At 60.8% G+C, this 20,577-nt stretch carries 18 protein-coding genes and 1 pseudogene; 13 read left to right on the top strand and 6 right to left on the bottom strand.

The features are described 5' to 3' along the window. Positions 1 to 88: 88 nt before the first annotated feature. The gene (locus tag AC1MHZ_RS20315; protein ID WP_084857606.1) at positions 89 to 961 is read right to left on the bottom strand and encodes a crotonase/enoyl-CoA hydratase family protein; all 873 of its coding nucleotides are present in this window, start codon (positions 959 to 961) and stop codon (positions 89 to 91) included. Beyond that, on the bottom strand, positions 958 to 1,935 hold the full coding sequence (locus tag AC1MHZ_RS20320) for an NAD(P)H-dependent flavin oxidoreductase (RefSeq protein WP_084857604.1): 978 nt from the start codon (positions 1,933 to 1,935) through the stop codon (positions 958 to 960). Before AC1MHZ_RS20320 ends, AC1MHZ_RS20315 begins: the two co-directional genes overlap by 4 nt. A 1,121-nt stretch (positions 1,936 to 3,056) precedes the next feature. On the opposite strand from AC1MHZ_RS20320, the gene AC1MHZ_RS20325 reads away from it, so the two are divergent. After that, positions 3,057 to 3,617, top strand: a complete 561-nt coding sequence (locus AC1MHZ_RS20325; RefSeq protein ID WP_084857675.1) for a TetR/AcrR family transcriptional regulator — start codon at positions 3,057 to 3,059, stop codon at positions 3,615 to 3,617. A 74-nt stretch (positions 3,618 to 3,691) separates the two neighbouring features. Here the strand turns inward: AC1MHZ_RS20325 and AC1MHZ_RS20330 are convergent, their stop codons facing one another. The 3 genes from AC1MHZ_RS20330 to AC1MHZ_RS20340 are packed head-to-tail and all read right to left on the bottom strand — an operon-like array spanning position 3,692 to position 9,381. Then, positions 3,692 to 5,095: an efflux transporter outer membrane subunit gene (locus AC1MHZ_RS20330; protein ID WP_465002157.1), complete on the bottom strand. Its 1,404-nt coding sequence runs from the start codon at positions 5,093 to 5,095 to the stop codon at positions 3,692 to 3,694. Beyond that, positions 5,095 to 8,223 (bottom strand): efflux RND transporter permease subunit, encoded by a 3,129-nt coding sequence (locus tag AC1MHZ_RS20335; RefSeq protein ID WP_324815088.1) that lies wholly within the window; start codon positions 8,221 to 8,223, stop codon positions 5,095 to 5,097. The genes AC1MHZ_RS20330 and AC1MHZ_RS20335 overlap by 1 nt, the downstream gene beginning before the upstream one ends. 15 nt (positions 8,224 to 8,238) lie before the next feature. Continuing rightward, entirely contained in the window at positions 8,239 to 9,381 is a 1,143-nt protein-coding gene (locus AC1MHZ_RS20340; RefSeq protein WP_084857671.1) for a MexC family multidrug efflux RND transporter periplasmic adaptor subunit, read from the bottom strand. A gap of 109 nt (positions 9,382 to 9,490) precedes the next feature. Here AC1MHZ_RS20340 and AC1MHZ_RS20345 point away from each other — a divergent pair, with 109 nt between their 5' ends. From AC1MHZ_RS20345 to AC1MHZ_RS20375, 7 genes and pseudogenes are all read left to right on the top strand, one after another. After that, positions 9,491 to 10,093 (top strand): TetR/AcrR family transcriptional regulator, encoded by a 603-nt coding sequence (locus AC1MHZ_RS20345; RefSeq protein ID WP_465002156.1) that lies wholly within the window; start codon positions 9,491 to 9,493, stop codon positions 10,091 to 10,093. Then, the gene (locus tag AC1MHZ_RS20350; RefSeq protein ID WP_324815094.1) at positions 10,090 to 10,308 is read left to right on the top strand and encodes a YodC family protein; all 219 of its coding nucleotides are present in this window, start codon (positions 10,090 to 10,092) and stop codon (positions 10,306 to 10,308) included. Before AC1MHZ_RS20345 ends, AC1MHZ_RS20350 begins: the two co-directional genes overlap by 4 nt. A gap of 94 nt (positions 10,309 to 10,402) precedes the next feature. Then, positions 10,403 to 10,903 (top strand): transcriptional regulator, encoded by a 501-nt coding sequence (locus tag AC1MHZ_RS20355; protein ID WP_084857598.1) that lies wholly within the window; start codon positions 10,403 to 10,405, stop codon positions 10,901 to 10,903. Between the two features lie 69 nt (positions 10,904 to 10,972). Then, positions 10,973 to 11,146 (top strand): annotated as a pseudogene (locus AC1MHZ_RS20360) (c-type cytochrome); the annotation flags it as partial. A 107-nt stretch (positions 11,147 to 11,253) separates the two neighbouring features. Next, positions 11,254 to 12,087, top strand: a complete 834-nt coding sequence (locus AC1MHZ_RS20365; RefSeq protein WP_324815097.1) for a phytanoyl-CoA dioxygenase family protein — start codon at positions 11,254 to 11,256, stop codon at positions 12,085 to 12,087. A gap of 12 nt (positions 12,088 to 12,099) precedes the next feature. Next, positions 12,100 to 12,516, top strand: a complete 417-nt coding sequence (locus tag AC1MHZ_RS20370) for a RidA family protein (RefSeq protein WP_084857594.1) — start codon at positions 12,100 to 12,102, stop codon at positions 12,514 to 12,516. A gap of 155 nt (positions 12,517 to 12,671) precedes the next feature. Beyond that, positions 12,672 to 13,364 carry a TetR/AcrR family transcriptional regulator gene (locus tag AC1MHZ_RS20375; protein ID WP_324815102.1) on the top strand — a complete coding sequence of 231 codons (693 nt, stop codon included), beginning with the start codon at positions 12,672 to 12,674 and terminating at the stop codon, positions 13,362 to 13,364. A gap of 90 nt (positions 13,365 to 13,454) precedes the next feature. Here the strand turns inward: AC1MHZ_RS20375 and AC1MHZ_RS20380 are convergent, their stop codons facing one another. Further along, entirely contained in the window at positions 13,455 to 13,727 is a 273-nt protein-coding gene (locus AC1MHZ_RS20380) for a hypothetical protein (RefSeq protein ID WP_084857590.1), read from the bottom strand. A gap of 196 nt (positions 13,728 to 13,923) precedes the next feature. Here AC1MHZ_RS20380 and AC1MHZ_RS20385 point away from each other — a divergent pair, with 196 nt between their 5' ends. The 5 genes from AC1MHZ_RS20385 (at position 13,924) to AC1MHZ_RS20405 (ending at position 20,553) form a co-directional block, all read left to right on the top strand. Beyond that, the gene (locus tag AC1MHZ_RS20385) at positions 13,924 to 15,399 is read left to right on the top strand and encodes a flavin monoamine oxidase family protein (RefSeq protein WP_084857588.1); all 1,476 of its coding nucleotides are present in this window, start codon (positions 13,924 to 13,926) and stop codon (positions 15,397 to 15,399) included. Next, the gene (locus AC1MHZ_RS20390; protein WP_253249347.1) at positions 15,396 to 16,064 is read left to right on the top strand and encodes a c-type cytochrome; all 669 of its coding nucleotides are present in this window, start codon (positions 15,396 to 15,398) and stop codon (positions 16,062 to 16,064) included. The genes AC1MHZ_RS20385 and AC1MHZ_RS20390 overlap by 4 nt, the downstream gene beginning before the upstream one ends. Positions 16,065 to 16,389: 325 nt before the next feature. Beyond that, the gene (locus AC1MHZ_RS20395; RefSeq protein WP_084857585.1) at positions 16,390 to 17,889 is read left to right on the top strand and encodes a flavin-containing monooxygenase; all 1,500 of its coding nucleotides are present in this window, start codon (positions 16,390 to 16,392) and stop codon (positions 17,887 to 17,889) included. A 64-nt stretch (positions 17,890 to 17,953) separates the two neighbouring features. Beyond that, a complete protein-coding gene (locus AC1MHZ_RS20400; RefSeq protein ID WP_216356239.1) occupies positions 17,954 to 19,597 on the top strand; it encodes a 3-(methylthio)propionyl-CoA ligase in 1,644 nt (547 codons plus the stop codon). A gap of 65 nt (positions 19,598 to 19,662) precedes the next feature. Next, complete coding sequence (locus AC1MHZ_RS20405; protein WP_253249346.1) at positions 19,663 to 20,553, top strand: alpha/beta hydrolase; 891 nt, start codon at positions 19,663 to 19,665, stop codon at positions 20,551 to 20,553. Positions 20,554 to 20,577 lie beyond the last annotated feature (24 nt).

The following is a 20,577-nucleotide window of genomic DNA, read 5'->3' on the forward strand; positions in this document are numbered from 1 at the left end:
GAGTGGGCAGCACACTCTGACGCAATACCAAGGCGTTGCGGTTTACCTGGCCATAATGGCCAGGCGTGCCACATGAAACGGCGTTGCGTCACCACGGATAGAACGACGGCAGGTTGGAAGCCTTACCGCAAAATTGCGGCTTGCGCTTTTCAAGAAATGCGCAGACGCCTTCTTTGCCATCGGCCTGGCTGGTATAGAACATTGCCAACGACTCAATCTCATGGGCGGCAAGCGGATGCGTCTGGTTAGCGTTTCTGAACAGCATCTGCCGAATCAATGCAACCGACACCGGTGACCGGTCGCGTACTAGGGAAAGCGCAAATGCCCGTGCCTCGGCTACCAGGCTCTGCGCCGGCAGCAACGCCCGTACCAGCCCTTTATCCAATGCCTCCTCGGCATCGAATATTTCAGCCTTGTACATCCATTCCAAGGCCGTTTCGAGGCCGACGATGCGCGGTAGAAACCAGGTCGAACAACCTTCCGGTGTGACCCCGATCTTGCCGAACACGAAGCCGAAGCGGGCCTCGCCAGACGCCAGGCGAAAGTCCATGGGTAGCAACATGGTAGAGCCGACCCCCACGGCCGCCCCATTGATCGCACCGATAATCGGTTTGAGGCAGTCGAGCATCGCCAGGACGACGCGGCCGCCGGTGTCCCTGACGCCTCGATGAATCTCCGGCAAATGGCTTCGTTCGCGCATGTCTTGGAGGGTCGGCGCAAGCTGCTCATCAAGGCCAAAGACATTACCTGGCACCGACAGGTCCATGCCCGCGCAGAAAGCACGCCCCTCCCCTGTCACGACAATCGCCTTGACGGCATCGTCTAGGCTCGCCCGCCCATACGCATCGACTAGTTCATCGCACATCTCGACGGTGAACGCGTTGAGCTTGTCCGGCCGGGCGAGGGTCAGCAGCAAGATACCGTCGGTATCGACTTCGTAGCGAATGGTGCTGTAGGTCATGATTGCGTTCCGACCAAGTTCGCTCCGCGCGTGACCGCCTGACGGCACTCGGTCATGATCCGCTCGATCAGCGCCGCGCAGGTCGGTATGTCATCGATAAGTCCGATGGCCTGGCCTGCCCAGAGAATACCGCCATCCACCTCGCCGCTCTCCAGGGCCGCCCTGCCCCGTGCGCCGGCCACCAATGGCCGGATATCCTCGAACTGCGCCCCTGGATTGCGCTCGATCTCGACCACCTCTTGAGAAACCGCATTACTGAAAACTCGGCCGGTATTACGAAAGGCTCGGAAGATCAGCCGAGTGTCCCGCTCGCTGCCCGCGGCGATCGCAGTCTTGATGGCCGGGTGAATCGGCGCTTCCTGGGTAAGCATGAAGCGTGTGCCCATGTTGATGCCCTCGGCGCCGAGCATCAGGGCGGCGGCCATGCCTGCGCCATTGGCGATACCGCCCGAAGCAAGGATCGGTATGCGCAATGCTGCTGCCGCGGCTGGAATCAGGATCAGCCCCGGGACATCATCCTCGCCAGGATGACCGGCGGCCTCGAAACCATCGATACTCACCGCGTCGACCCCCGCACGCTCTGCCGACAGAGCATGACGGACAGACGTGCATTTGTGGATGATCTTGATGCCAGCGGCCTTGAAGCGCTCCACCAACTCTGCAGGGCTGCGCCCCGCTGTCTCGACAACCTTGACACCACTTTCGATGATGGCGGTCGCGTAATCGTCGTAAGGGGGAGGCGACGTGGTGGGCAGGATGGTCAGGTTGACACCGAACGGCAAGGCCGTAAGGGTCTGGCAACGGGCAATCTCCTGAGCTAACGCTTCGGGAGTCGGTTGTGTCAGGGCAGTGAGGATACCCAGCCCCCCTGCATTGGATACCGCGCTCGCCAGTTCCGCGCGCCCCACCCACTGCATTCCACCCTGAACGATGGGATAGCGTGTACCTGTCAGCGCTGTAATTCTTGTATGCATCGGGTTTCCTCATAGGTGCCATGGGTAAGAAGACAGGGATACGGTTGCCCGCATCCCAGGTCCGCGCTTGGGCAGAGCCAAGTGCCTACATTAAAATAACTATCGTTATAGTAAATCTAGAAATTGTTGCTTGGCAATGCCCTTTGGGCGTTTGCGAAGGCGAGGACGTAACGCCGCATGCGCCTGGACTGCGCAACGGGCTGAAGGCCTGTATCACGCGGCGAATCGTGCAGACCAACCCCATGTACCCCTTGACCCTATACCTGATTTCCAGTCTTGCAGATCTTCTGCAGCCGCTACGTATGCTATTCAGCGCTGGTCACTCATCGGCAACCAAGGCCGTGGCTAGCCACAGTGCCGCCAGAAATCCATGCAAGTCAGCGTTACTACGCGTCCACATCTCTATAGTTAACCGGCGCGCCTAAAATGCAAGTTGGCGTTCGTCATGAGTCAATGGGTGGCCATGGGCAGCATTGCAATCCAGCAAAATAAATACTTAACTGAGGTTTATGAGAGCGCAAGGAAACTTCAAGTTTCATGTGGTGTACAGAGAGGTCTGTGCTATTTAGAGCACGGTCCTTGACGACATCTTCAACTATGAAGGGCTCGACGAAAAAGCACTCGGAGAACTTTACTTCACCATCACCAAGCATATTGAGGCCCAACCAGCGCTCACCGTCCTGGGGCACACGATTACACCGCTGCTCGCTGCAAGACTTCTTTTAACTGGCTTATCTTTTCTTAATGTAATTACCCCTCCTTTATCAAGGCCTGCTCAATCCCATACAGGGCGGAGCTCGAGGTGTGACAACAAGACGGCATCTAGGCTCTGTACGAAAAGTATGGGACTGAGGTCAGGCAAAGCTGTTTTCAACGCAGCATGAACGAGCATCAAGGCTCTTCGTACGGAGCCCAACGGATGATCGTCGCACAGGCGCATTTCATACGACCCCTAGCGCTTACCATAGCCCGTTTCGTGGATTGGTCATTGCAGCCTCATGGAGAGACACTGTCGCACGCCCCTCTGGGACTTCGAACGAGACAATGCATCAGCCGAAGGGTGTTAATAACAGGATAAATCCTGCAAAATCTCCTCAGTGTATCAAGACGAGATTTCCAGCATGCCCCCTTCCGTAACCGATGAGCGTTTGCTCAAGGCGTTGGCCAGCTCTTTCGTTATCCACCCTCGTGCCACGCTGAAAGAGTTGGCCGAAACAGCAGGCGTGAGCAAAGCAACACTGCACCGCTTCTGTGGAACACGCGAAAACCTGGTAAAAATGCTTAACGCCCACGGCGAACTCATTCTAAAACAAACTGTCTCAGCGGCGCAGCTAGAACATGGCGAACCGTTGGCGGCACTGCACGAACTCATTGTAGAGCATCTCAAACACAGAGAAATGCTTGTATTCCTCATCTTCCAGTATCGCCCCGACACCTTCAGCGACGCCGAGGAAAACCGTCACTGGCGTGAATATGCTGAAGCGCTGGACGCATTCTTTCTCCGAGGCCAACAAAACGGCGCTTTCCGGATAGATATCAGCGCGGCCGTCTTTACCGAGATGTTCATAAGCATGATTTATGGCATCGTCGATGCTGAGCGGCGCGGACGCGCAGCCAGCGCAACATCAATCCAGGCACTCGAACAGCTCTTCCTTCACGGAGTGATCACGCAGGCTTCGTAACCGGCCAAAAAAAAGCCCCAAGGCACTGGTCCGAGGGGCTGAACGGCTGGAGTACCCAACCAAAGGAGGGAGTTTCAGCTCTTGTCCGGCCACCCGCCGCCCAGGGCGCGGAACAGATCGACCAAGGCCAGTTGGCGCTGGGTGCTGGCCTCGATGAAGGCCGCCTCATTCACATAGCTGCTGCGCTGTGCATCCAGATAGCGCAGGTGGTTATCCACCCCGCCCTCATAACGCGCCTTGGCCAACGCCTCGGTCGCCCGGCTGGTATCGGCCAGGGCCCGACGCGCCGCTTCTTCGCGGCGCAGGGTGTCGGTGGCGGCCAGGGCATCGGCCACTTCGCGGAAGGCGGTCTGGATGGTGCTCTCGTAAGCGGCTACCGCCGAATCCTTGCGCGCCTCGGCCAGGCTCAGGCCGGCCTTGTTACGCCCGGCATCGAACAACGGCAGCGACAATTGCGGCATGAAGCTCCAACTGCGCGACCCGCCGTCGAACAGCCCGGACATCTGCGCGCTGGAGGTACCGAAGCTGCCGGTCAGGCTGATGCGTGGGAAGAACGCCGCCCGCGCCGCGCCAATATCGGCGTTGCGCGCCCGCAGCCGGTGCTCGGCGGCAAGAATGTCCGGCCGCCGCTCGAGCAGCGCCGACGGCGCGCCCGGGGCGATGTCCTGCAACACCATCGGCTCGGCCGGGCGCTGTCCCGGAATCGCCTCGGCCGCCTCGGCACTGCCCAGCAGCAAGACCAATGCGTTGTAGGCCTGGCGCTGCTGACGCACGGTGGACTCCAGCTCCGCGCGGGACTGCTCGACCAGCCCCAGCGCTTCCTGGTGATCCAGTGCGGTAACCGTGCCGGCGCCGCGCCGCTGGCCGACCAGCGCCAAAGAATCCTCGCGACTGGCCAGGGTCTGGCGGGTCAACGCCAGGCGCCGCTCGGCGCCATCCAGGGTCAGGTAGGCTTGACTGACTTCGGCGATCAAGGCGATCCGCGCGGCACGGCCAACTTCCTCAGTGGCCAGGTACTGCTCCAGAGCCGCGTCACTCAGGCTCTTGACCCGGCCGAACAGGTCGACCTCGTATTCCGGCAGCGACAGGCCTACCTGGTAGGTGCTGGTGACACCCTCGCGGCCATTGCTCGACAAGTCAGCCGGCAGGTGTTGGCGGTTGCCCGAGACACCGGCATTCAAGCCCGGCACCCGGTCGGCGCGCTGGATGCGGTATTGGGCGCGGGCCTGCTCGATATCCAGCAGCGTCTGGCGCAGCGAGCGGTTGTTGTCCAGCGCGGTAGAGACCAGTTGGCGCAGCGCCGGGTCGACGATAAAGGCCTGCCAGTCCAGTTGTTCCACCGCCTTGCCATGATGGCCGGCAGCATCGCCCCACGCGGCCGGCACCGGCGCCTCGGGGCGCTGGTAGGTCGGTGCCAGCGAGCAACCGACCAGGGTCACGGCCAGGGCGAAGGGTATTGCCAGATTACGCATGAGCATCACTTCGTCACCTCGACAGCGTGTTGCACGGGGGCCGGCTTGCGCTTGAGCAGCTTCAGCACCCAGACGAAACAGATCGGCACGAACACCACGCCCAGCAAGGTGGCACTGAGCATGCCGCCGATCACCCCGGTACCAATAGCGCGCTGGCTGGCTGCGCCGGCGCCGGTGGCGATGGCCAGCGGTACCACGCCGAGGATGAAGGCCATGGAAGTCATCACGATCGGACGGAAACGCAGGCGCGCGGCCTCGATGGCGGCGTCGCTCAAGCTGTAGCCCTTCTCCCACAATTCCTTGGCGAACTCGACGATCAGGATGGCGTTCTTCGCCGCCAGGCCAATGATGGTGATCAGGCCGACCTTGAAGTACACATCGTTGGGCAGACCGGTGAGCAGCACCGCCCACACCGCGCCCAGGGCACCGATCGGCACGATCAGCATCACCGTCAGCGGGATCGCCCAGCTCTCGTACAGCGCTACCAGCAACAGGAACACCACCAGGATGGCCAGGGCGAACAGGCCGGCGGCCTGGCCGCTGGAAACCTTCTCCTGGTACGACAGGCCGGTCCAGGCGTAGCCGATCCCCGGTGGCAGCTCACTGACCAGGCGTTCCATCTCGGCCATGGCCTGGCCAGTACTGTGGCCTGGCGACGCGTCGCCAGCGATGCGAATCGACGGGTAACCGTTGTAGCGCACCAGTTGCACCGGGCCCTCTTCCCATCGGGTGGTGACGAAGGCACTGAACGGCACCTGCTCGCCCTGGGCGTTCGGCGCATAGAGGCGCAGCACGCTTTCCGGGGTCATGCGCTCGCCCTGCTCGGCCTGCACCACCACGCGCTGCTGACGACCGGCGTTGGTGAAGTCGTTGATCACCGCCGAACCGAAAGCGGTGGCCAGGGTGTTGTTGATCGACTCGAAGTTAACGCCCAGGGCGCGAGCCTTCTCACGATCGATCTGCACCCGCAGTTGCGGCGCCTCGGCCAGGCCTTCCATCATCGCGTAGAGGATCACCGGATTGCCGTTGGCACGGGCCAGCAGCTGGTCACGTGCCGCCAGCAGCGCCTCGCGCCCCAGCCCGCCTCGGTCCATCAGCCGCAGGGCGAAACCGCCGGAATTGCCCAGACCGTCGATCGGCGGCGGCATGACCGCGGTAATGGCACCGTCGCCGTTGGCGGCGAACTGCGCGTTGATCGCCGCGGTTTCCGCTTCGGCCGATTGATCCTGACCGCGCACGGACCAGTCCTTGAAGGTGGGAAACGCCAGCGCGGCGTTGTCACCCTGGCCCGAGAAGCTGAAGCCACTGACGATGAACGAGCTGGCCGTCGCCTCGCGAGACATCAGGAACTTCTCCAGCGCCTCGGCGGTATGGTCGGTACGCACCCGGCTGGCACCCGGCGGCAGTTGCACGTCGACGATGCTGTAGCCCAGGTCCTCGGCCGGTACGAAGGCCTCCGGTAGACGCAGGTATGAATAACCAAGCACCACCAGAATGCCGGCATAGGCCAGCATCCAACGCCCGGCACGGGCCACCAGGGCGCTGTTCATCACCGAGTAGCGCTCGGTGACGCGGGCAAAGGCGCGGTTGAAAGCGCCAAAGAAACCGCCTTTCTCGTGGTGCCCATGGGGCACCGGCTTGAGCAGCGTGGCGCACAGCGCCGGGGTGAAGGTCAGGGCCAGGAAACCGGAGAACAGGATCGATACAGCCAGCGACACGGAGAACTGCTGGTAGATCACCCCCACCGAGCCGGACATGAACGCCAGCGGCAGGAACACTGCCGCCAGTACCAGGGTGATACCGATGATCGCTCCAGACACCTGCCCCATCGCCTTGACGGTCGCATCCACCGGCGACAGCCCTTCCTCGGCCATCAGGCGCTCGACGTTTTCCACCACGACGATGGCGTCGTCCACCAGGATGCCGATGGCCAGCACCATACCGAACATGGTCATCATGTTCACCGAAAAGCCCAGCAGCTTCATGATCATCAGCGTGCCAAGCAGGCACACCGGCACCACGATCGACGGGATCAGGGTGTAGCGCAGGTTCTGCAGGAACAGGAACATCACCAGGAACACCAGCACCATGGCTTCGATCAGGGTGTGGATCACCTTCTCGATGGCCACGTCGACGAAACGCGAAGTGTCGTAGGGCACCGAGTACTCGACGCCCTCGGGGAAGAACTGCGCCAGCTCCGCCAGGCGTTCCTTGACCAGGGTCGCGGTCTGGATGGCGTTGGCGCCAGGCGCCAGTTGCACCGCGCCGGCCACGGCCGGGTGACCGTTCAGACGCGCCGACAGGTTGTAGTTCTCGCTGCCGATGGCCATGCGCGCGACATCGCCCAGGCGCACGCTGGAGCCGTCCGGATTCGCGCGCAGGATGATAGCGGCGAACGCCTCGGGAGTTTCCAGGGTGCCCTGCACGGCCAGAGTCGCGGTCAGTTCCTGTTCGCTGGCGCCCGGCGTGCTGCCGAAGCTGCCGGCTGGTACCTGGACGTTCTGGCCGCGGATAGCGTTGTTGATGTCGTCGATGGACAGGCCGTAACCCACCAGCTTCTGCGGATCGACCCAGACCCGCATCGCCGCTTCGGATGCGAAGAATTGCAGCTTGCCCACGCCGGGCACGCGCAGCAGTTCGTTGTTGATATTGCGCGCGGCATAGTCGGCCAGGGCCGTGGTGTCGCCGCTGTCACCGGCCTTGCTGGTCAGGGCGTAGATCAGCAGGAAGCCGGAGCTCGCCTGCTCGACCTTCAAGCCCTGGGTCAGCACGGCCTGGGGCATGCGCGCCTCGGCCTTCTTCAGGCGGTTCTGCACGTCGACCTGGGCCATGTCCGGGTCGGTGCCCGGTTCGAAGGTCACCAGTACCTCGGCGACGCCGTTGGAGTTATTCGTGGATTCGTAGTACAGCAGGCCCTTGGCGCCGTTGAGCGACTCCTCGATGATGCTGGTCACCGACTCCACCATCACCTTGGCGGAGGCGCCCGGGTAGACGGCGTTGATCGAGATCTGGGGCGGTGCCACGCTGGGATACTGGGCCACCGGCAATGCCGGGATCACCAGCAGGCCAGCCAGGGCTATGAATAGCGCCACGACCCAGGCGAAATTCGGCCGATTGATGAAAAACTTGGACATCTCGCTAACCTCGTCTTAGTGCGCCGCGGCCTGCTGCGCCTGGGCAGGCGTGACCGGCATGCCGGGAGCCAGCCCGGCAGGGCTGCCGACAATGACCTGGTCTCCGGCGCGCAGGCCCTCGGTGATCTGCCAGCGCGAGCCGTGCATCCCGCCGGTGCGCACACTGCGCGCCTCGGCCAGGTTGCCGGTGCCGACCACCAGCACCCGCGCCTCGCCGTCACTGCCGCGCTGCACCGCGCGCTGCGGCACCAAGATGGCCTGCTGGTCGGTGCCCTGCGGGGTGCGCACGCGCACGTACATCCCCGGCAGCAGGATGCCATCGGCATTGTCGAAGCGACCGCGCAAGGTGACCTGGCCAGTGCCACGGTCGACCGCCACGTCGGTGAACATCAGCGCGCCCTGGCGCTGGTAGTCGGTGCCTTCCACCTGGGCGGTCAGCGCCTTGTCGTCGCCACCGCCGAGCGCGCCGTCCTTGAGGGCCTGACGCAGACGCAGGGCTTCGGCGGCGGACTGGGTGAAGTCGACGTAGATCGGATCGAGCTGCTGGATGCGCGCCATCAAGGTGGCGTCGCCCTGCCCGACCAAGGCGCCTTCGGTGGCCAGGGCGCGGCCGATGCGGCCGGAGATTGGCGCGGTGACCGTGGCATAGCCCAGATTCAGGCGCGCAGTCTGCACGTCGGCCTGGGCCGAGCGCACGGCCGCCTGGGCACTGCGCAACTCGGCGATAGCGCTGTCGAAATCCTGTTGGCTAACCGCTTCGATCTTCACTAGCGGTTCGTAGCGCTTGACCCGGGCCTGGGCCTCCTGCTGCACGGCCTGAGCCCGGGCCAGTGCGGCCTCGGCGCGGGCCAGTGCGGCCTTGAACGGCGCCGGGTCGATCTGGAACAGCACATCGCCGGCCTTGACGTCGGCACCCTCTTCGAAACGTTTGTGCAGGACGATGCCGGCCACCCGAGCACGCACCTCGGCCACACGCATCGGCTCGACCCGGCCCGGCAGAGTCGAGCTCAAAGCCAACCGCTCACTAGCCACCGTGACGATCTCTACGGGCGATGCCGCTTGCTCAGCATTCTGCTGTTCCTGCGTTGCATCGCATCCAGCCAAGACGATGGCGGCAGACAGCGCACCGATCATCCCTATTGCACGTATGTTGCTCATCATTCACCCGAGCCTTGATTGAAAACAAGCCGAATGCTACCTTTTCGATCCTGATGAGTCAAATTTGCCTCACAAGATATTTTTGGGTCTCACAATGGATTCTACAATCTTGGGACGCGAGCACTGCCCCGCCCCCATTCCGGCCAAGCTGCTCAGCAGCCTTTGTTCTGCAGTGGGCAGTCATCCGCGGGCGTCCATGCAGGAACTGGCCGAGCGCATAGGTATCAGCCGAGCCACTTTGCACAGGCTTTGCGGAACCCGGGAAAATTTGGATCGCCTGCTTGAGCAGCACACCAAGGATTCACTCCGGGGAATACTGCAACGAGCGACCCCGCAAACGACTCATCCCTTGTCCGCTTTGCAGCAGCTCATACACGACCACTTGGCTCAGGGAGAGTTAATTGTTTTTTTAGCCTCTCGATATCATCCCCACTTGAGAATCAGCCGCGACCCAGAGGCTGACTGGAGTTTCTATCAAGATGAGCTGGACGCGTTTTTTCTACGCAGTCAGCAATTAGGCATCTTCCGCATCGATTTAACAGCCGCCCTGCTAACAGAAGTATTTGTATCCATTCTTTATGGCGCCATCGACTCGCGAAACCGGGGTCGAATACCTGGAGACTGCTACAAACTGATTGCTACATTTTTTCTGCGAGGCGCCGCTTACCACCCTGCAGACGCCTTTGAGCCTCGGACCGGACGCACAACATGAGAAACATATTGAAAGGAGACGTGGTCAGATTGAAAAGTGGCGGGCCACTGATGACCGTAGGCAATCTAAAAGAACAACGGGCAATCCTTGGCTTTGCAGCGTCGACATTTGTACTTTGCCAATGGTTCGAGAACGAACACATTATGGAAAAGTGGTTTGACGCGGCTGTTTTACAGCCCGCAGGTCGTGACACTAAAGAAAAAATTCGCCTTTGAATAATATCGATAAGGATTAATCAACTTCCAATCCTCTCGCCCCCACCCATGCGCAGAAATCAGCTCTGATAGTTAATTAACATGGAGATACCCTATGCTTAAAAAACTTACGATTACCCTACTCGCCACCATCAGCCTCCCCGTGCTGGCCTCTCAACAGGACATTCCCTCTGGCAAGGAGATCATGAGACAAAATCAGGCCCAGATTCAGAATAACTTTGCCGACGTAGACTATAAGCGCAAAAAAATCCTAGAGACGAATATGGGACTGGAAGGTCAGGAAAATGAAAAATTCTGGCCCATTTACAACACTTACCGAACAGAGGCTGACAGCCTCAACAAAAGGACATTGGAAGCTATGATTGATTACGGCCAAGCCTACAACAAAGGTTATGTGACCGACGAACTAGCCACCGACCTGCTGCATCGTTTTTACAGCCTTCAGGACGACCATATAAAACTACGCGAGCGATATACCCGCCGTCTCGCTGAGAAAGTCTCACCTAAGCGCGCCCTGCGTTTTCTACAAATCGAAACACAACTGGATGCCATGGTTGAGCTTGATATAGCGCGAAAACTTCCCTTGGCAGAGTAATTCTGCTGCGGATTCGCAGGCAGGTATGGCTGCCTTGCCTGCGAATAAAAACTCACAGCCCCTCAAGCATTACTTCCCCAAAAAGGTGACGCCCAAGCCTGGAAGCCAGGACTTGCCCAAGGCAGAGACGTCCTGGTCAAGCACGTCACGGAAGGTTTCAACGCCATGCCTCCGCGAGGCCTGTGCATGGACTGTACAGCGGATGATTACTCAACAGTGATCGACTGGGTGGCCAAGCCTTGAGCTGGCCATCCTCCTCCGTGAATATTTTTCGTAACTGACGTTGTCATATATTTGACTGGTTGCTAGTCTCCCGAATATCCACAAAAAAGACGTTCCGGGAGGACGCCATGCTAGACTCGATAAGCCGTGCTTTTCATGCCGATGGTGCAGTATTGGTCAAAGGACTCCTGAACGAGGAGCAATTGGCTCGCTGTCGTGAAGCGTATGACTGGGCCGTGGAAAACCATGGCCCCCACGCCACCCGTATGTTCGCAGGCACGACACAGCAGTCGCATGTGGACAATGCCAACCCCTTGGCCAAACAGCGGCTCGAAACGCTCGTGGAATCCCTGCCGCTGGGCAACCTGTTCGCCCGGATCTGGGGCTCGCGGAACGTCTGGTATTTCGCTGAAGAGGTCTTTCTCAAAGCCGGTGGGCAAGGTTCCCGTACGCTCTGGCATCAGGACACCTCCTACCTGCCCTGGGCAGGCGAGCATTGGGGCAATGCATGGATCAGCTTCGAATCAATCCCGCAACGTAATGCGTTGGAAATCATTCGCGGTTCGCATCGCGGGCCGCGCTACGATGGCACCACATTCACCGATCCTGACGATCCGACACAACCGTTGCATGACAACGGCACCCTTCCCCGCCTGCCCGATATCGAAGCCGAACGAAAACTGAACCCAGGTGCTTACGATGTTCTGTCGTGGGCCACCGAACCAGGCGACGTGATCCTGCTGCACCCGGCATCCTTGCACGGTGGTGCTCCGGTCGACAGCGACTTCCCTAGCCGCCACACCTTCGTTTTCCGCTTCTTCGGTGACGACGCCACCTTCAAGCCGCTTCCGCAGAACAGCAAAGCGGGATACCCGCCACAAGGTGTGCTGTTCACCGAGGAGCTCAAGCATCTTTCGGCCGGCGCAGCCTTTCGCCATCCCACCTTCCGCCAGATTGTCTGAACAGGAGGCTCCATGACCATCCACCCCTTGAAGCGGCAATCAATCAATCCGCCACCAACCCAGGTGCTCTACGATCAGTTTCATTACTCCCAAGCCACCCGCGTAGGCGATCTCATCTGGGTATCGGGGCAGGTCGGCATCGACAGCAGCATGAAACCTGAAAGTGATGTGGCAGCCCAGACGCACCTGGCATTCCAGTCGCTAGCCAAGGTGCTGCAAGCGGCGGGTGCAGGCCTGGAGGATGTGGTCGAACTGACCACCTTCCACACCCGACTACAGGCTGACATGCCCCTATTCGCCAGTATCAAGGATGAATATTTTCCTTCACGTTATCCTTCTTGGACCGCCGTCGGCATCACCGAGCTAGCCCTGCCTGGGCTGGTAGTGGAAATTCGTGCCGTGGCTGTGGCAGGAAGCGGTAACGTCTGACCTGGCGGTGATTGTCCGCCGCCTTTGAATCGACGTGGAGAATCATTGCTGTCTTATGACGGGTGTAATCCACGCTCGATTTCTCTATGCTGAGGCAACCGTAGAAGCCAGCCACCTGGTCCAGAAACGTTTTCATCCTGAAATCCTGAGAGCCCATGCCTGATTCCAAATCCCCTTCCACAACCGCCGCCACTTCTGCCGGTACAAATACCCCTCGCAATGCGGCGCGCAGGGGACGGCCGGTGGGCGACCGCGACGCCAAGCGCGCAGAGCTGCTGGAGGCAGCCATTACCGTGATCGCGCGTGATGGCTACGCCGGGGCGTCGATGCGCAATGTCGCAAAACACGCAGGTTGCACCACAGGCGCAGTAACCTATTACTTCGCCAACAAGGAAGAGATGATCACTGAGGTCGCCCAGAGCTTGTTCGACCAGGTCGACACAATGCTGGCAGCGAACCCGTCGGAGATGAGTATTCCCTCGTTGCTCCGGCAGTGGATGGAGTGGGTCAACGACGGCGAGTCGACGCTCTGGCTTTCCTGGTTGCAACTGCTGACTCATGCCCGACATGAGCCGGCGTTCGCGCATGTCATCAAACAGCGGTATGCCAGGTTCCGCCAAGTGTTTACCAGAGTGATTGAAGCAGAACAGCGCCAGGGCAAAGTTCGCGACGACATACCGCCCGATGTGCTGGCCGACCAAATCAGCACCATCTGTGACGGCTGGCTGATGATGATGCCGATCGAGCCCGAGCGCTTTAGCGCTGAACGGGGGAATGCCCTGCTCGATGCACTTATCAAATTGATTTCGCCACCTGCGAAGGGCAGTGGCGCGCGCAAGAACAAGTAATCGAACCTGATCTTTAGCTTATTCCATGGGGCCGGACGAGAAGTCGTCCGGCCCGTGCAACCCTAGACCGGGCCTGGGCGTTAGGACCTTCTACTTGGAAGCGGTCTTGTACAGGCTCAGAGCCTTGTTGGCCGCAGTCAGGCAGCCTTTCCCATCACCTTTTTCCCGAGCCTCCTTGGCCTGCGCAATCAGTTTGCGAATGTCCGTGGCCACCCCACCGTGAAGTCCAGCCCCCTCGGAACGCTCGATCGAGTCGAGCTGGTTGATCTTGGCCGTGCAATGGTCGGCATCGATCTTATCCCCGGCGTACACACCTGGCGCGCAGATGATCGATGCAACAGCTATCACTTTCAGCATGTTCATGGGTAGCTCCTTGGGTTGTTTGCAGCAGATTTTAGATAACACCAGATATTAAATATAGAGCGAGTAGCGTGCGGCGTCGTATTTTTTGGCCTGAAGCGATGATTGGACGCCTGTTGCCCCTTTGCACGAGGATCGCCTTACGCTATTTTACATAACTACGGTTATCTAAATAAAACAATAGCGTACCGAGGCAAAAATGAACAGTGAAGATATGGCTTCGCCGGCATGCCGCCGGCGCGTGCTTGTGCAGGCGCTCGCTGGCGTGGCGCTGGTAGGAGGTACGGGACTCGCCGGGCGAGTGCTGGCCCAGACAATAGAGCCCTCCTCGCAAGATGTGCTGGATGTGGTCGTGATCGGCGCCGGGCTTGCCGGCCTCACTGCGGCCAGAGATCTGGATCGCGCTGGCTGCACCTCATTCGCCGTACTGGAGGCTCGGGATCGAGTTGGCGGCCGAACCGTCAACCATCCGCTCGGCGACGGCCTGATCGCGGAGGCCGGAGGGCAATGGGCAGGCCCCGGGCAGACGGCCATCTTCGACCTGGCGCGCGAGCTGGAAGTGGAGACTTTCCCGAGCTACTACCAGGGCCGCAATGTTTATCTGACAGGCGATGCCCGCTACGAAGAAGACCTCAGCGCCGCCCACGGTAACCCTGTCACTGCAAAGCTCAATCAACTCTCGCGACAGGTCCCGAGCAAGGAACCCTGGAATGCAACGGATGCGCCTGAAATCGACAAGCTATCGGTAGCCCAATGGCTCACGAATCAAGGCATCGACAATGCCAGCCGGTTCAACTTCGACACCTCCATAGGCCTGACCACCGGTACGCCGCCAGCCAGCCTGGCCCTGCTCCACTACCTTTCGCTGATCAATTCCGCCGACTGCAGCATGGAAAAGCTGGAAGGCTTCAATGGCGGTGCCCAGGAGACCCGCTTCATGGGCGGTTCCCAAGTGTTGAGCACGCGAATGGCTGAATCGTTGGGCGATCGCATAAGGCTGTCCAGCCCGGTACGCAAGATTGTCAACTGGGACAGCGATATCGTCGAGATCTACACAGACCGGGGGGTGGTCCGCGCCCGACAGGTGATCGTTGCGCTTCATCCCGCCCTATGCCACCAGATCATCTTCGAGCCGCCTTTGCCCGAGGGGCGCGCGCAACTGCAGCGGCTTTGGCCCGCCCATGCACCGATGCGCAAGACGGTACATGTCTATGATCGGCCATTCTGGCGAGACAAAGGCCTCAATGGGCAGATCAGCCAAGCCGATGGGCCCTTGATCTTCTCATGCGACAACTCGCCCGCCGATGGCAGCGTCGGCATCCTTTCGGCGTTCGTACGCAGCGCCCAACTGACACATGATGCCGAACGGGCAAGCCAGACGCTTGCCGACATTTATGCCCGAGCCTTGGGTGATGAAGCATTGCAGTTCAGGCAGTATCACGATCACGACTGGGCCAAGATCGATACCTGGACCTTGACCTGCGTCGGCGCCATCCCTCCCGGCTTTCTCACCCGCTGGGGCCGCTACCTGAAACCTGCCGTTGGTCGACTGATTTGGTCGGGCACCGAGACCGCTGACATCTGGGCCAGCAGCATGGACGGGGCAGTGCGCTCCGGCCACCGGGCCGCCCTGGAAGCACTGCAAGCGCTGGTTGCCAATCGGAGGAACGCATGATGAAACGCGCCTTGTCGATAGGTGTTGCGGTCGGCGTTGCCGGGCTTGTGCTAGTTGCAGTCATTACGGGCCCGCAACTGCTGGCGGGCTATCGATTCATGAATGCTTTGGACAGACACTACACCCGCTACGACGCCAACGTCGGAACCTGGCCGCAGCCCCAGGATACCTGCAGCGCCTGCCATGGTTCCTCCGGGCAGTCGCAGAACGAGCAGTACCCATCCCTCGCCGGGCAACAGGCCAATTATTTGCAGGCACAACTTCAGGCATTTGCCGAGGGCAAACGGCACAGTGCGCAAATGGAGCCGCTGGCCGCATCATTGACCGAAGAGCAGATCGTGTCACTGGCGCAGTATTTTTCCCGGCAAACGCTGCACAGCACCGACAACCCAACGGCGAATGAGCAGTTGTCGGCCACAGGCCAGGCGAGTGCCGCAGCACGGGGCTGTAGCGCCTGTCACGGCAGCGATTTCATGGGGGGAGCCGCTGGCCCACGCCTCGCGGGCCAGGGAAAAGCCTACCTGCGAAGCCAACTCCTGGCGTTCAAGCAGGGCACGCGAACGGACCCAAGTGGCGCCATGAACGCAACCGCGAGCCTGCTTTCTCCAGCCGAAGTGCAAGCGCTGGCGCACTACCTCGCCGATCTCACCCCCGCCGAGCGCTGATCCGTCGAAGGGCGAATGCACAGCCTCCGCCCCATTTCCCGTGGTTGGATCAAGCGGGCTTTGCCCGGCTGTCAAAAGGCTTCACATTTAAACATAACGGTCGTTGCGTTAAAGTCGATAGCAGATTACATTGCTGTAAAACAACAACAATCACCGGAGCTCATCGCATGCACGACTCCATTGCACCCTCCGCTGCCGGCCACGCTCCTCCGGACCTCAGCACCGCCGTCTCACGGCTGCCTAACGACCGCCGCGTGATCGCGTGCTCGCTGATGCCCATCGTTCAAACAACCCGTTGGTCACACCCCGTAGGCGCGGAGATTCCATGAGCAACCTTCACTTCGATACCTTGATCATCGGTGCCGGCCTGTCCGGTATCGGCACGGCTTGCCACCTGATGGACGAGTTTCCCAACCGCAATCTCGCCATTCTGGAACGGCGTGAGTGCATGGGCGGAACCTGGGACTTGTTCCGTTATCCAGGCATCCGCTCCGACTCGGACATGCTGAGTTACGGCTACAAGTTCCGTCTGTGGGACAGCCCCAAGGTGCTAGCCGATGGCGCCTCGATCCGGCGCTACATCCAGGATACGGCAAAGCAGTACGGCCTCGCCGATAAGATCCACTACGGCCTCAAGACCCTCAGCGCGAACTGGTGCAGCCAGCAGCGTCTGTGGCAGTTGACGGCACGGCAGGAAGCCAGCGGGGATATCCGCCACTACACCTGCCGATTTCTTCTCTGCTGTACCGGCTACTACAACCACGACGAAGGTTTCCTGCCCGCCTTCCCGGGGGAGAACGACTTCAAAGGTGTGCGGATCCATCCCCAGCATTGGCCTGAGGACCTGGACTATCGCGACAAGAATGTCGTGGTCATTGGCAGCGGCGCCACCGCTGCCACGCTGATTCCGGCGATGGCCGACAAGACCCGCCATATCACCATGCTGCAACGCTCCCCTTCGTACATCTACTCGTTGCCTTCGACCGATAAGCTCACGGCCGTGCTCTCCCGCATCATGCCCGCAAGCTGGGCGCTCGGCCTGGCACGCAAACGCAACATCATGCTATACCGCGCCGTTTACATCGCCTGCCGGCAATGGCCACGCCTGATGCGCAGGGTCATCCTGGGGCATGTGCGCCGGCAGGTAGGCCCGAATGCCGACATGCGCCACTTCACCCCGACTTACATGCCTTGGGATGAGCGCCTGTGCGCAGTACCCGACGGCGACCTGTTCAAGGCCATTCGCAACGGCCAGGCGTCGGTGGAGACGGACCATATCGAGCGTTTCACCGAGCACGGCATTCGCCTGAAGTCAGGCAAGGAACTGCCAGCCGACATCATCATCACTGCCACCGGGCTGCGCTTGCAGTTACTGGGGGGCATGACCGTCTCGGTCGACGGCACGCCGTACCCGATCGGCGAGCAGATGACCTACAAAGGTGTGCTGCTGGAAAACCTGCCGAACATGGCCTGGATCTTCGGCTACACCAACGTGTCGTGGACGCTGAAGGTTGGCCTGGCCGCCACTTACCTGTGCCGCCTGTTCCGCTACATGGAGCAGCGCAACCTGGATGTCGTGACCCCTTACGACAACGCCAACAACGCATTGAGCGACGGGATCCTGAACTCGATGAAGTCCGGCTATATCCAGCGTGACCAGCACTTCCTGCCTCGGCAGGGTCGTTCACATCCCTGGTTCGTCTTCATGCACTACGGGCGCGACAAGAAAATGTTGCTCAAGGACCCGATCGAAGACCACCACCTGGAGTTCCAGCGCGCCCAGCAGCAAGCACTCACCCCGCGGCCCTCCAAGGTCACCGGTTGAACCACCACGTCCACGGCCTCGCCGCCGGTGCGTGAAAAACAAGAAAGATAAAAGGCTGAATATCATGCTAGGTCAAATGATGACGCTCCCGCTGACCATCCCTTCACTGCTGGAGCATGCGCAGCGGTATCACGGCGATACTGAAATCGTTTCCTGCCTCCCTGGCGGCGCCTTGCACCGCTACACCTATGCCGACGCTCATCAGCGTGCCAGGCAAGCGGCCGCCGCCCTGACCCGCCTGGGCGTCAAACCTGGCGACCGGGTGGGTACCCTGGCCTGGAATGGCTACCGTCATTTCGAGCTCTACTATGCGATCTCGGGCATGGGGGGCGTCACCCACACCATCAACCCACGGCTCTTCCCAGAGCAGGTCGCGTGGATCATCAGGCACGCCGAGGACAAGGTGGTCTGCTTCGACGAAAGCTTCGCCCCGCTGGTCGCCGAAATCGCGGCGCAGTGCCCAAGCGTGAAGCATTGGGTCGCCTTGTCGGACGCGGCACAGATGCCAACCGCGGACGAGAACCGCTTGCTGTGCTACGAGACGCTGCTGGCTGGCGAACCCGCGACGTTCGACTGGCCGACCATCGACGAGCATGCGGCAGCGGCGCTGTGCTACACCTCCGGAACCACCGGCAACCCCAAGGGGGTGCTCTACTCCCACCGCGCCACGCTACTGCACGCGCTGTCCAGTTCCCTGCCCGACTCGCTCTCGCTGTCGGCCCGCGAGATCGTCGCACCGATCGTGCCGATGTTCCATGTCAATGCCTGGGGGTTGCCGTACTCGGCGGCCCTGGTAGGCGCCAAGCTGGTGCTGCCCGGTGCAGGCCTGGACGGTGAAAGTGTCTTCAGGCTGTTCGAACAGGAAGGTGTCACTTTCTCGGCCGGCGTTCCTACCGTGTGGCTGAGCCTTCAGCAATACATGCAGCAGACTGGCAAGCGCCTGCCCAACCTGCAGCGCCTTGTGGTCGGTGGTGCCGCCTGTCCGCCTGCACTGATGCGCAGCTTCGAACAGGAGTTCGGTATACGGATCCAGCACGCCTGGGGCATGACTGAAATGTCACCGATGGGCACCGTGAATACCCAGAAAGCGTCGCACCTGGGCCTGAACGAAGAGGCGCGTTTCGCCATCAGCATCAAGCAAGGCCGGCCACCATTCGGCATTGACCTGAAAACCGTGGACGATAGCGGCAACGAGGTGGCGCGTGACGGCAAGACCTCGGGGGCGCTGCTCGTGCGTGGTCACTGGGTGATCGATCGCTACTACCGCAGCGATGAATCCCCGCTGGTGAACGGCTGGTTCCCGACCGGCGACGTCTCCAGTCTTGACCAGGATGGCTTCATGCAGATCACCGACCGGGCCAAGGATGTCATCAAGTCGGGGGGCGAATGGATCAGTTCCATCGAGCTGGAGAATATCGCCATGAGCCACCCGGCCGTCGCTGAAGCGGCCGCGCTGGGGATTGCCCATCCGAAATGGGACGAACGCCCGCTGTTGGTAGTGACCGTCAAACCCGGAGAAGCACCGACCCGTGAGGCGATTCTCGCACTCTATGCCGGCAAGGTCGCACGCTTCTGTACCCCTGACGACGTCGTGTTCGTCGAAGTTCTGCCGCACACGGCTACCGGCAAGGTCAGCAAGCTCCAGTTGCGCCATGATCTGCGTGACTACCGATGGCCGGGCTCGCCACCGTGCGAGGTGGCGTTATGAACGCCCCGGCCAGAGGTCGGGCCGATGCCCGTGTCATCGACCCGAGCGAAGGACGCTGGAAGCGCATGCTGCTCAACCTGCTGCTGCGCCTGTCGGTGAAGTCCCGCCACGGCATGGGTATCGATATTCAGCGCCTGCGCAAGCAGTTCACGCATCTGGATCGCCAGGGCCAAGCGCTACCAACGGACGTGCTTCGCACGAGAGTCTCGTGCAACGGCACCCCTGCACACTGGCTGTCGCCGGCCAGTTGCAGGCAAGAGCGCGTGTTGCTGTACATCCACGGTGGCGCCTTCGTGGCCTACACGCCGCAAATTTATGCCGCGATGGTAGCGAACTGGTGCAGACCGCTCAAAGCCAGGGCGCTGATGGTGGACTACAGCCTCGCGCCCGAATACCCCTTCCCCACGGCGCTTGACCAAGCCCATGCTGCCTACCGCTGGCTGCTCGAACAAGGGACCCGGGCCGAACACATCGTGATCGCTGGCGACTCCGCCGGCGGTAACCTTGCACTTGCGCTGTTGCAACGGCTCAGGGATGAGGGAGCGCAACTGCCAAGCTGCGCCGTGCTGCTGTCACCGTTCCTCGATTTCACACTCAGTGGTGCAAGCGTGCTAGGCAATGCCCGTTGCGACCCGATCTTTACCCTGCCTTTCGCGATCGCTATCCGCGGCTTCTATGCATCCGCCGAAAAGCACACGTCGCCTGAAGTGTCGCCCTTGTTCGGCTCCTTCGCCGGCTTGCCACCGTTGCTGCTGCAAGTGGGCAGCAGCGAAATGTTGCTGGACGACTCAGTCCGCGCTGCGGCCAGCGCGGCGGCGGCCGGCGTGCCGGTTCGCCTGGAAATCTGGCAACAGCTACCGCACGTGTTCCAGATGATCGCGGCGCTTCCCCAGGCCCGACAGGCACAGCGCCATATCCTGGACTTCGTCAATGTCCATACGAATTGGGATGGCTAGCTCAAACCTGCTCCTCCCAGACTC

It is taken from the genome of Pseudomonas sp. FA-1 (assembly GCF_056856075.1).

Coding starts and splice junctions, on each gene's coding strand:
- AC1MHZ_RS20395 (WP_084857585.1), top strand. CDS start 16,390: ATGAGCAACCTTCACTTCGATACCTTGATCATCGGTGCCGGCCTGTCC.
- AC1MHZ_RS20380 (WP_084857590.1), bottom strand. CDS start 13,727: ATGAACATGCTGAAAGTGATAGCTGTTGCATCGATCATCTGCGCGCCA.
- AC1MHZ_RS20365 (WP_324815097.1), top strand. CDS start 11,254: ATGCTAGACTCGATAAGCCGTGCTTTTCATGCCGATGGTGCAGTATTG.
- AC1MHZ_RS20400 (WP_216356239.1), top strand. CDS start 17,954: ATGCTAGGTCAAATGATGACGCTCCCGCTGACCATCCCTTCACTGCTG.
- AC1MHZ_RS20390 (WP_253249347.1), top strand. CDS start 15,396: ATGATGAAACGCGCCTTGTCGATAGGTGTTGCGGTCGGCGTTGCCGGG.
- AC1MHZ_RS20385 (WP_084857588.1), top strand. CDS start 13,924: ATGAACAGTGAAGATATGGCTTCGCCGGCATGCCGCCGGCGCGTGCTT.
- AC1MHZ_RS20320 (WP_084857604.1), bottom strand. CDS start 1,935: ATGCATACAAGAATTACAGCGCTGACAGGTACACGCTATCCCATCGTT.
- AC1MHZ_RS20375 (WP_324815102.1), top strand. CDS start 12,672: ATGCCTGATTCCAAATCCCCTTCCACAACCGCCGCCACTTCTGCCGGT.
- AC1MHZ_RS20335 (WP_324815088.1), bottom strand. CDS start 8,223: ATGTCCAAGTTTTTCATCAATCGGCCGAATTTCGCCTGGGTCGTGGCG.
- AC1MHZ_RS20325 (WP_084857675.1), top strand. CDS start 3,057: ATGCCCCCTTCCGTAACCGATGAGCGTTTGCTCAAGGCGTTGGCCAGC.
- AC1MHZ_RS20330 (WP_465002157.1), bottom strand. CDS start 5,095: ATGCTCATGCGTAATCTGGCAATACCCTTCGCCCTGGCCGTGACCCTG.
- AC1MHZ_RS20355 (WP_084857598.1), top strand. CDS start 10,403: ATGCTTAAAAAACTTACGATTACCCTACTCGCCACCATCAGCCTCCCC.
- AC1MHZ_RS20405 (WP_253249346.1), top strand. CDS start 19,663: ATGCTGCTCAACCTGCTGCTGCGCCTGTCGGTGAAGTCCCGCCACGGC.
- AC1MHZ_RS20370 (WP_084857594.1), top strand. CDS start 12,100: ATGACCATCCACCCCTTGAAGCGGCAATCAATCAATCCGCCACCAACC.
- AC1MHZ_RS20340 (WP_084857671.1), bottom strand. CDS start 9,381: ATGAGCAACATACGTGCAATAGGGATGATCGGTGCGCTGTCTGCCGCC.
- AC1MHZ_RS20350 (WP_324815094.1), top strand. CDS start 10,090: ATGAGAAACATATTGAAAGGAGACGTGGTCAGATTGAAAAGTGGCGGG.
- AC1MHZ_RS20315 (WP_084857606.1), bottom strand. CDS start 961: ATGACCTACAGCACCATTCGCTACGAAGTCGATACCGACGGTATCTTG.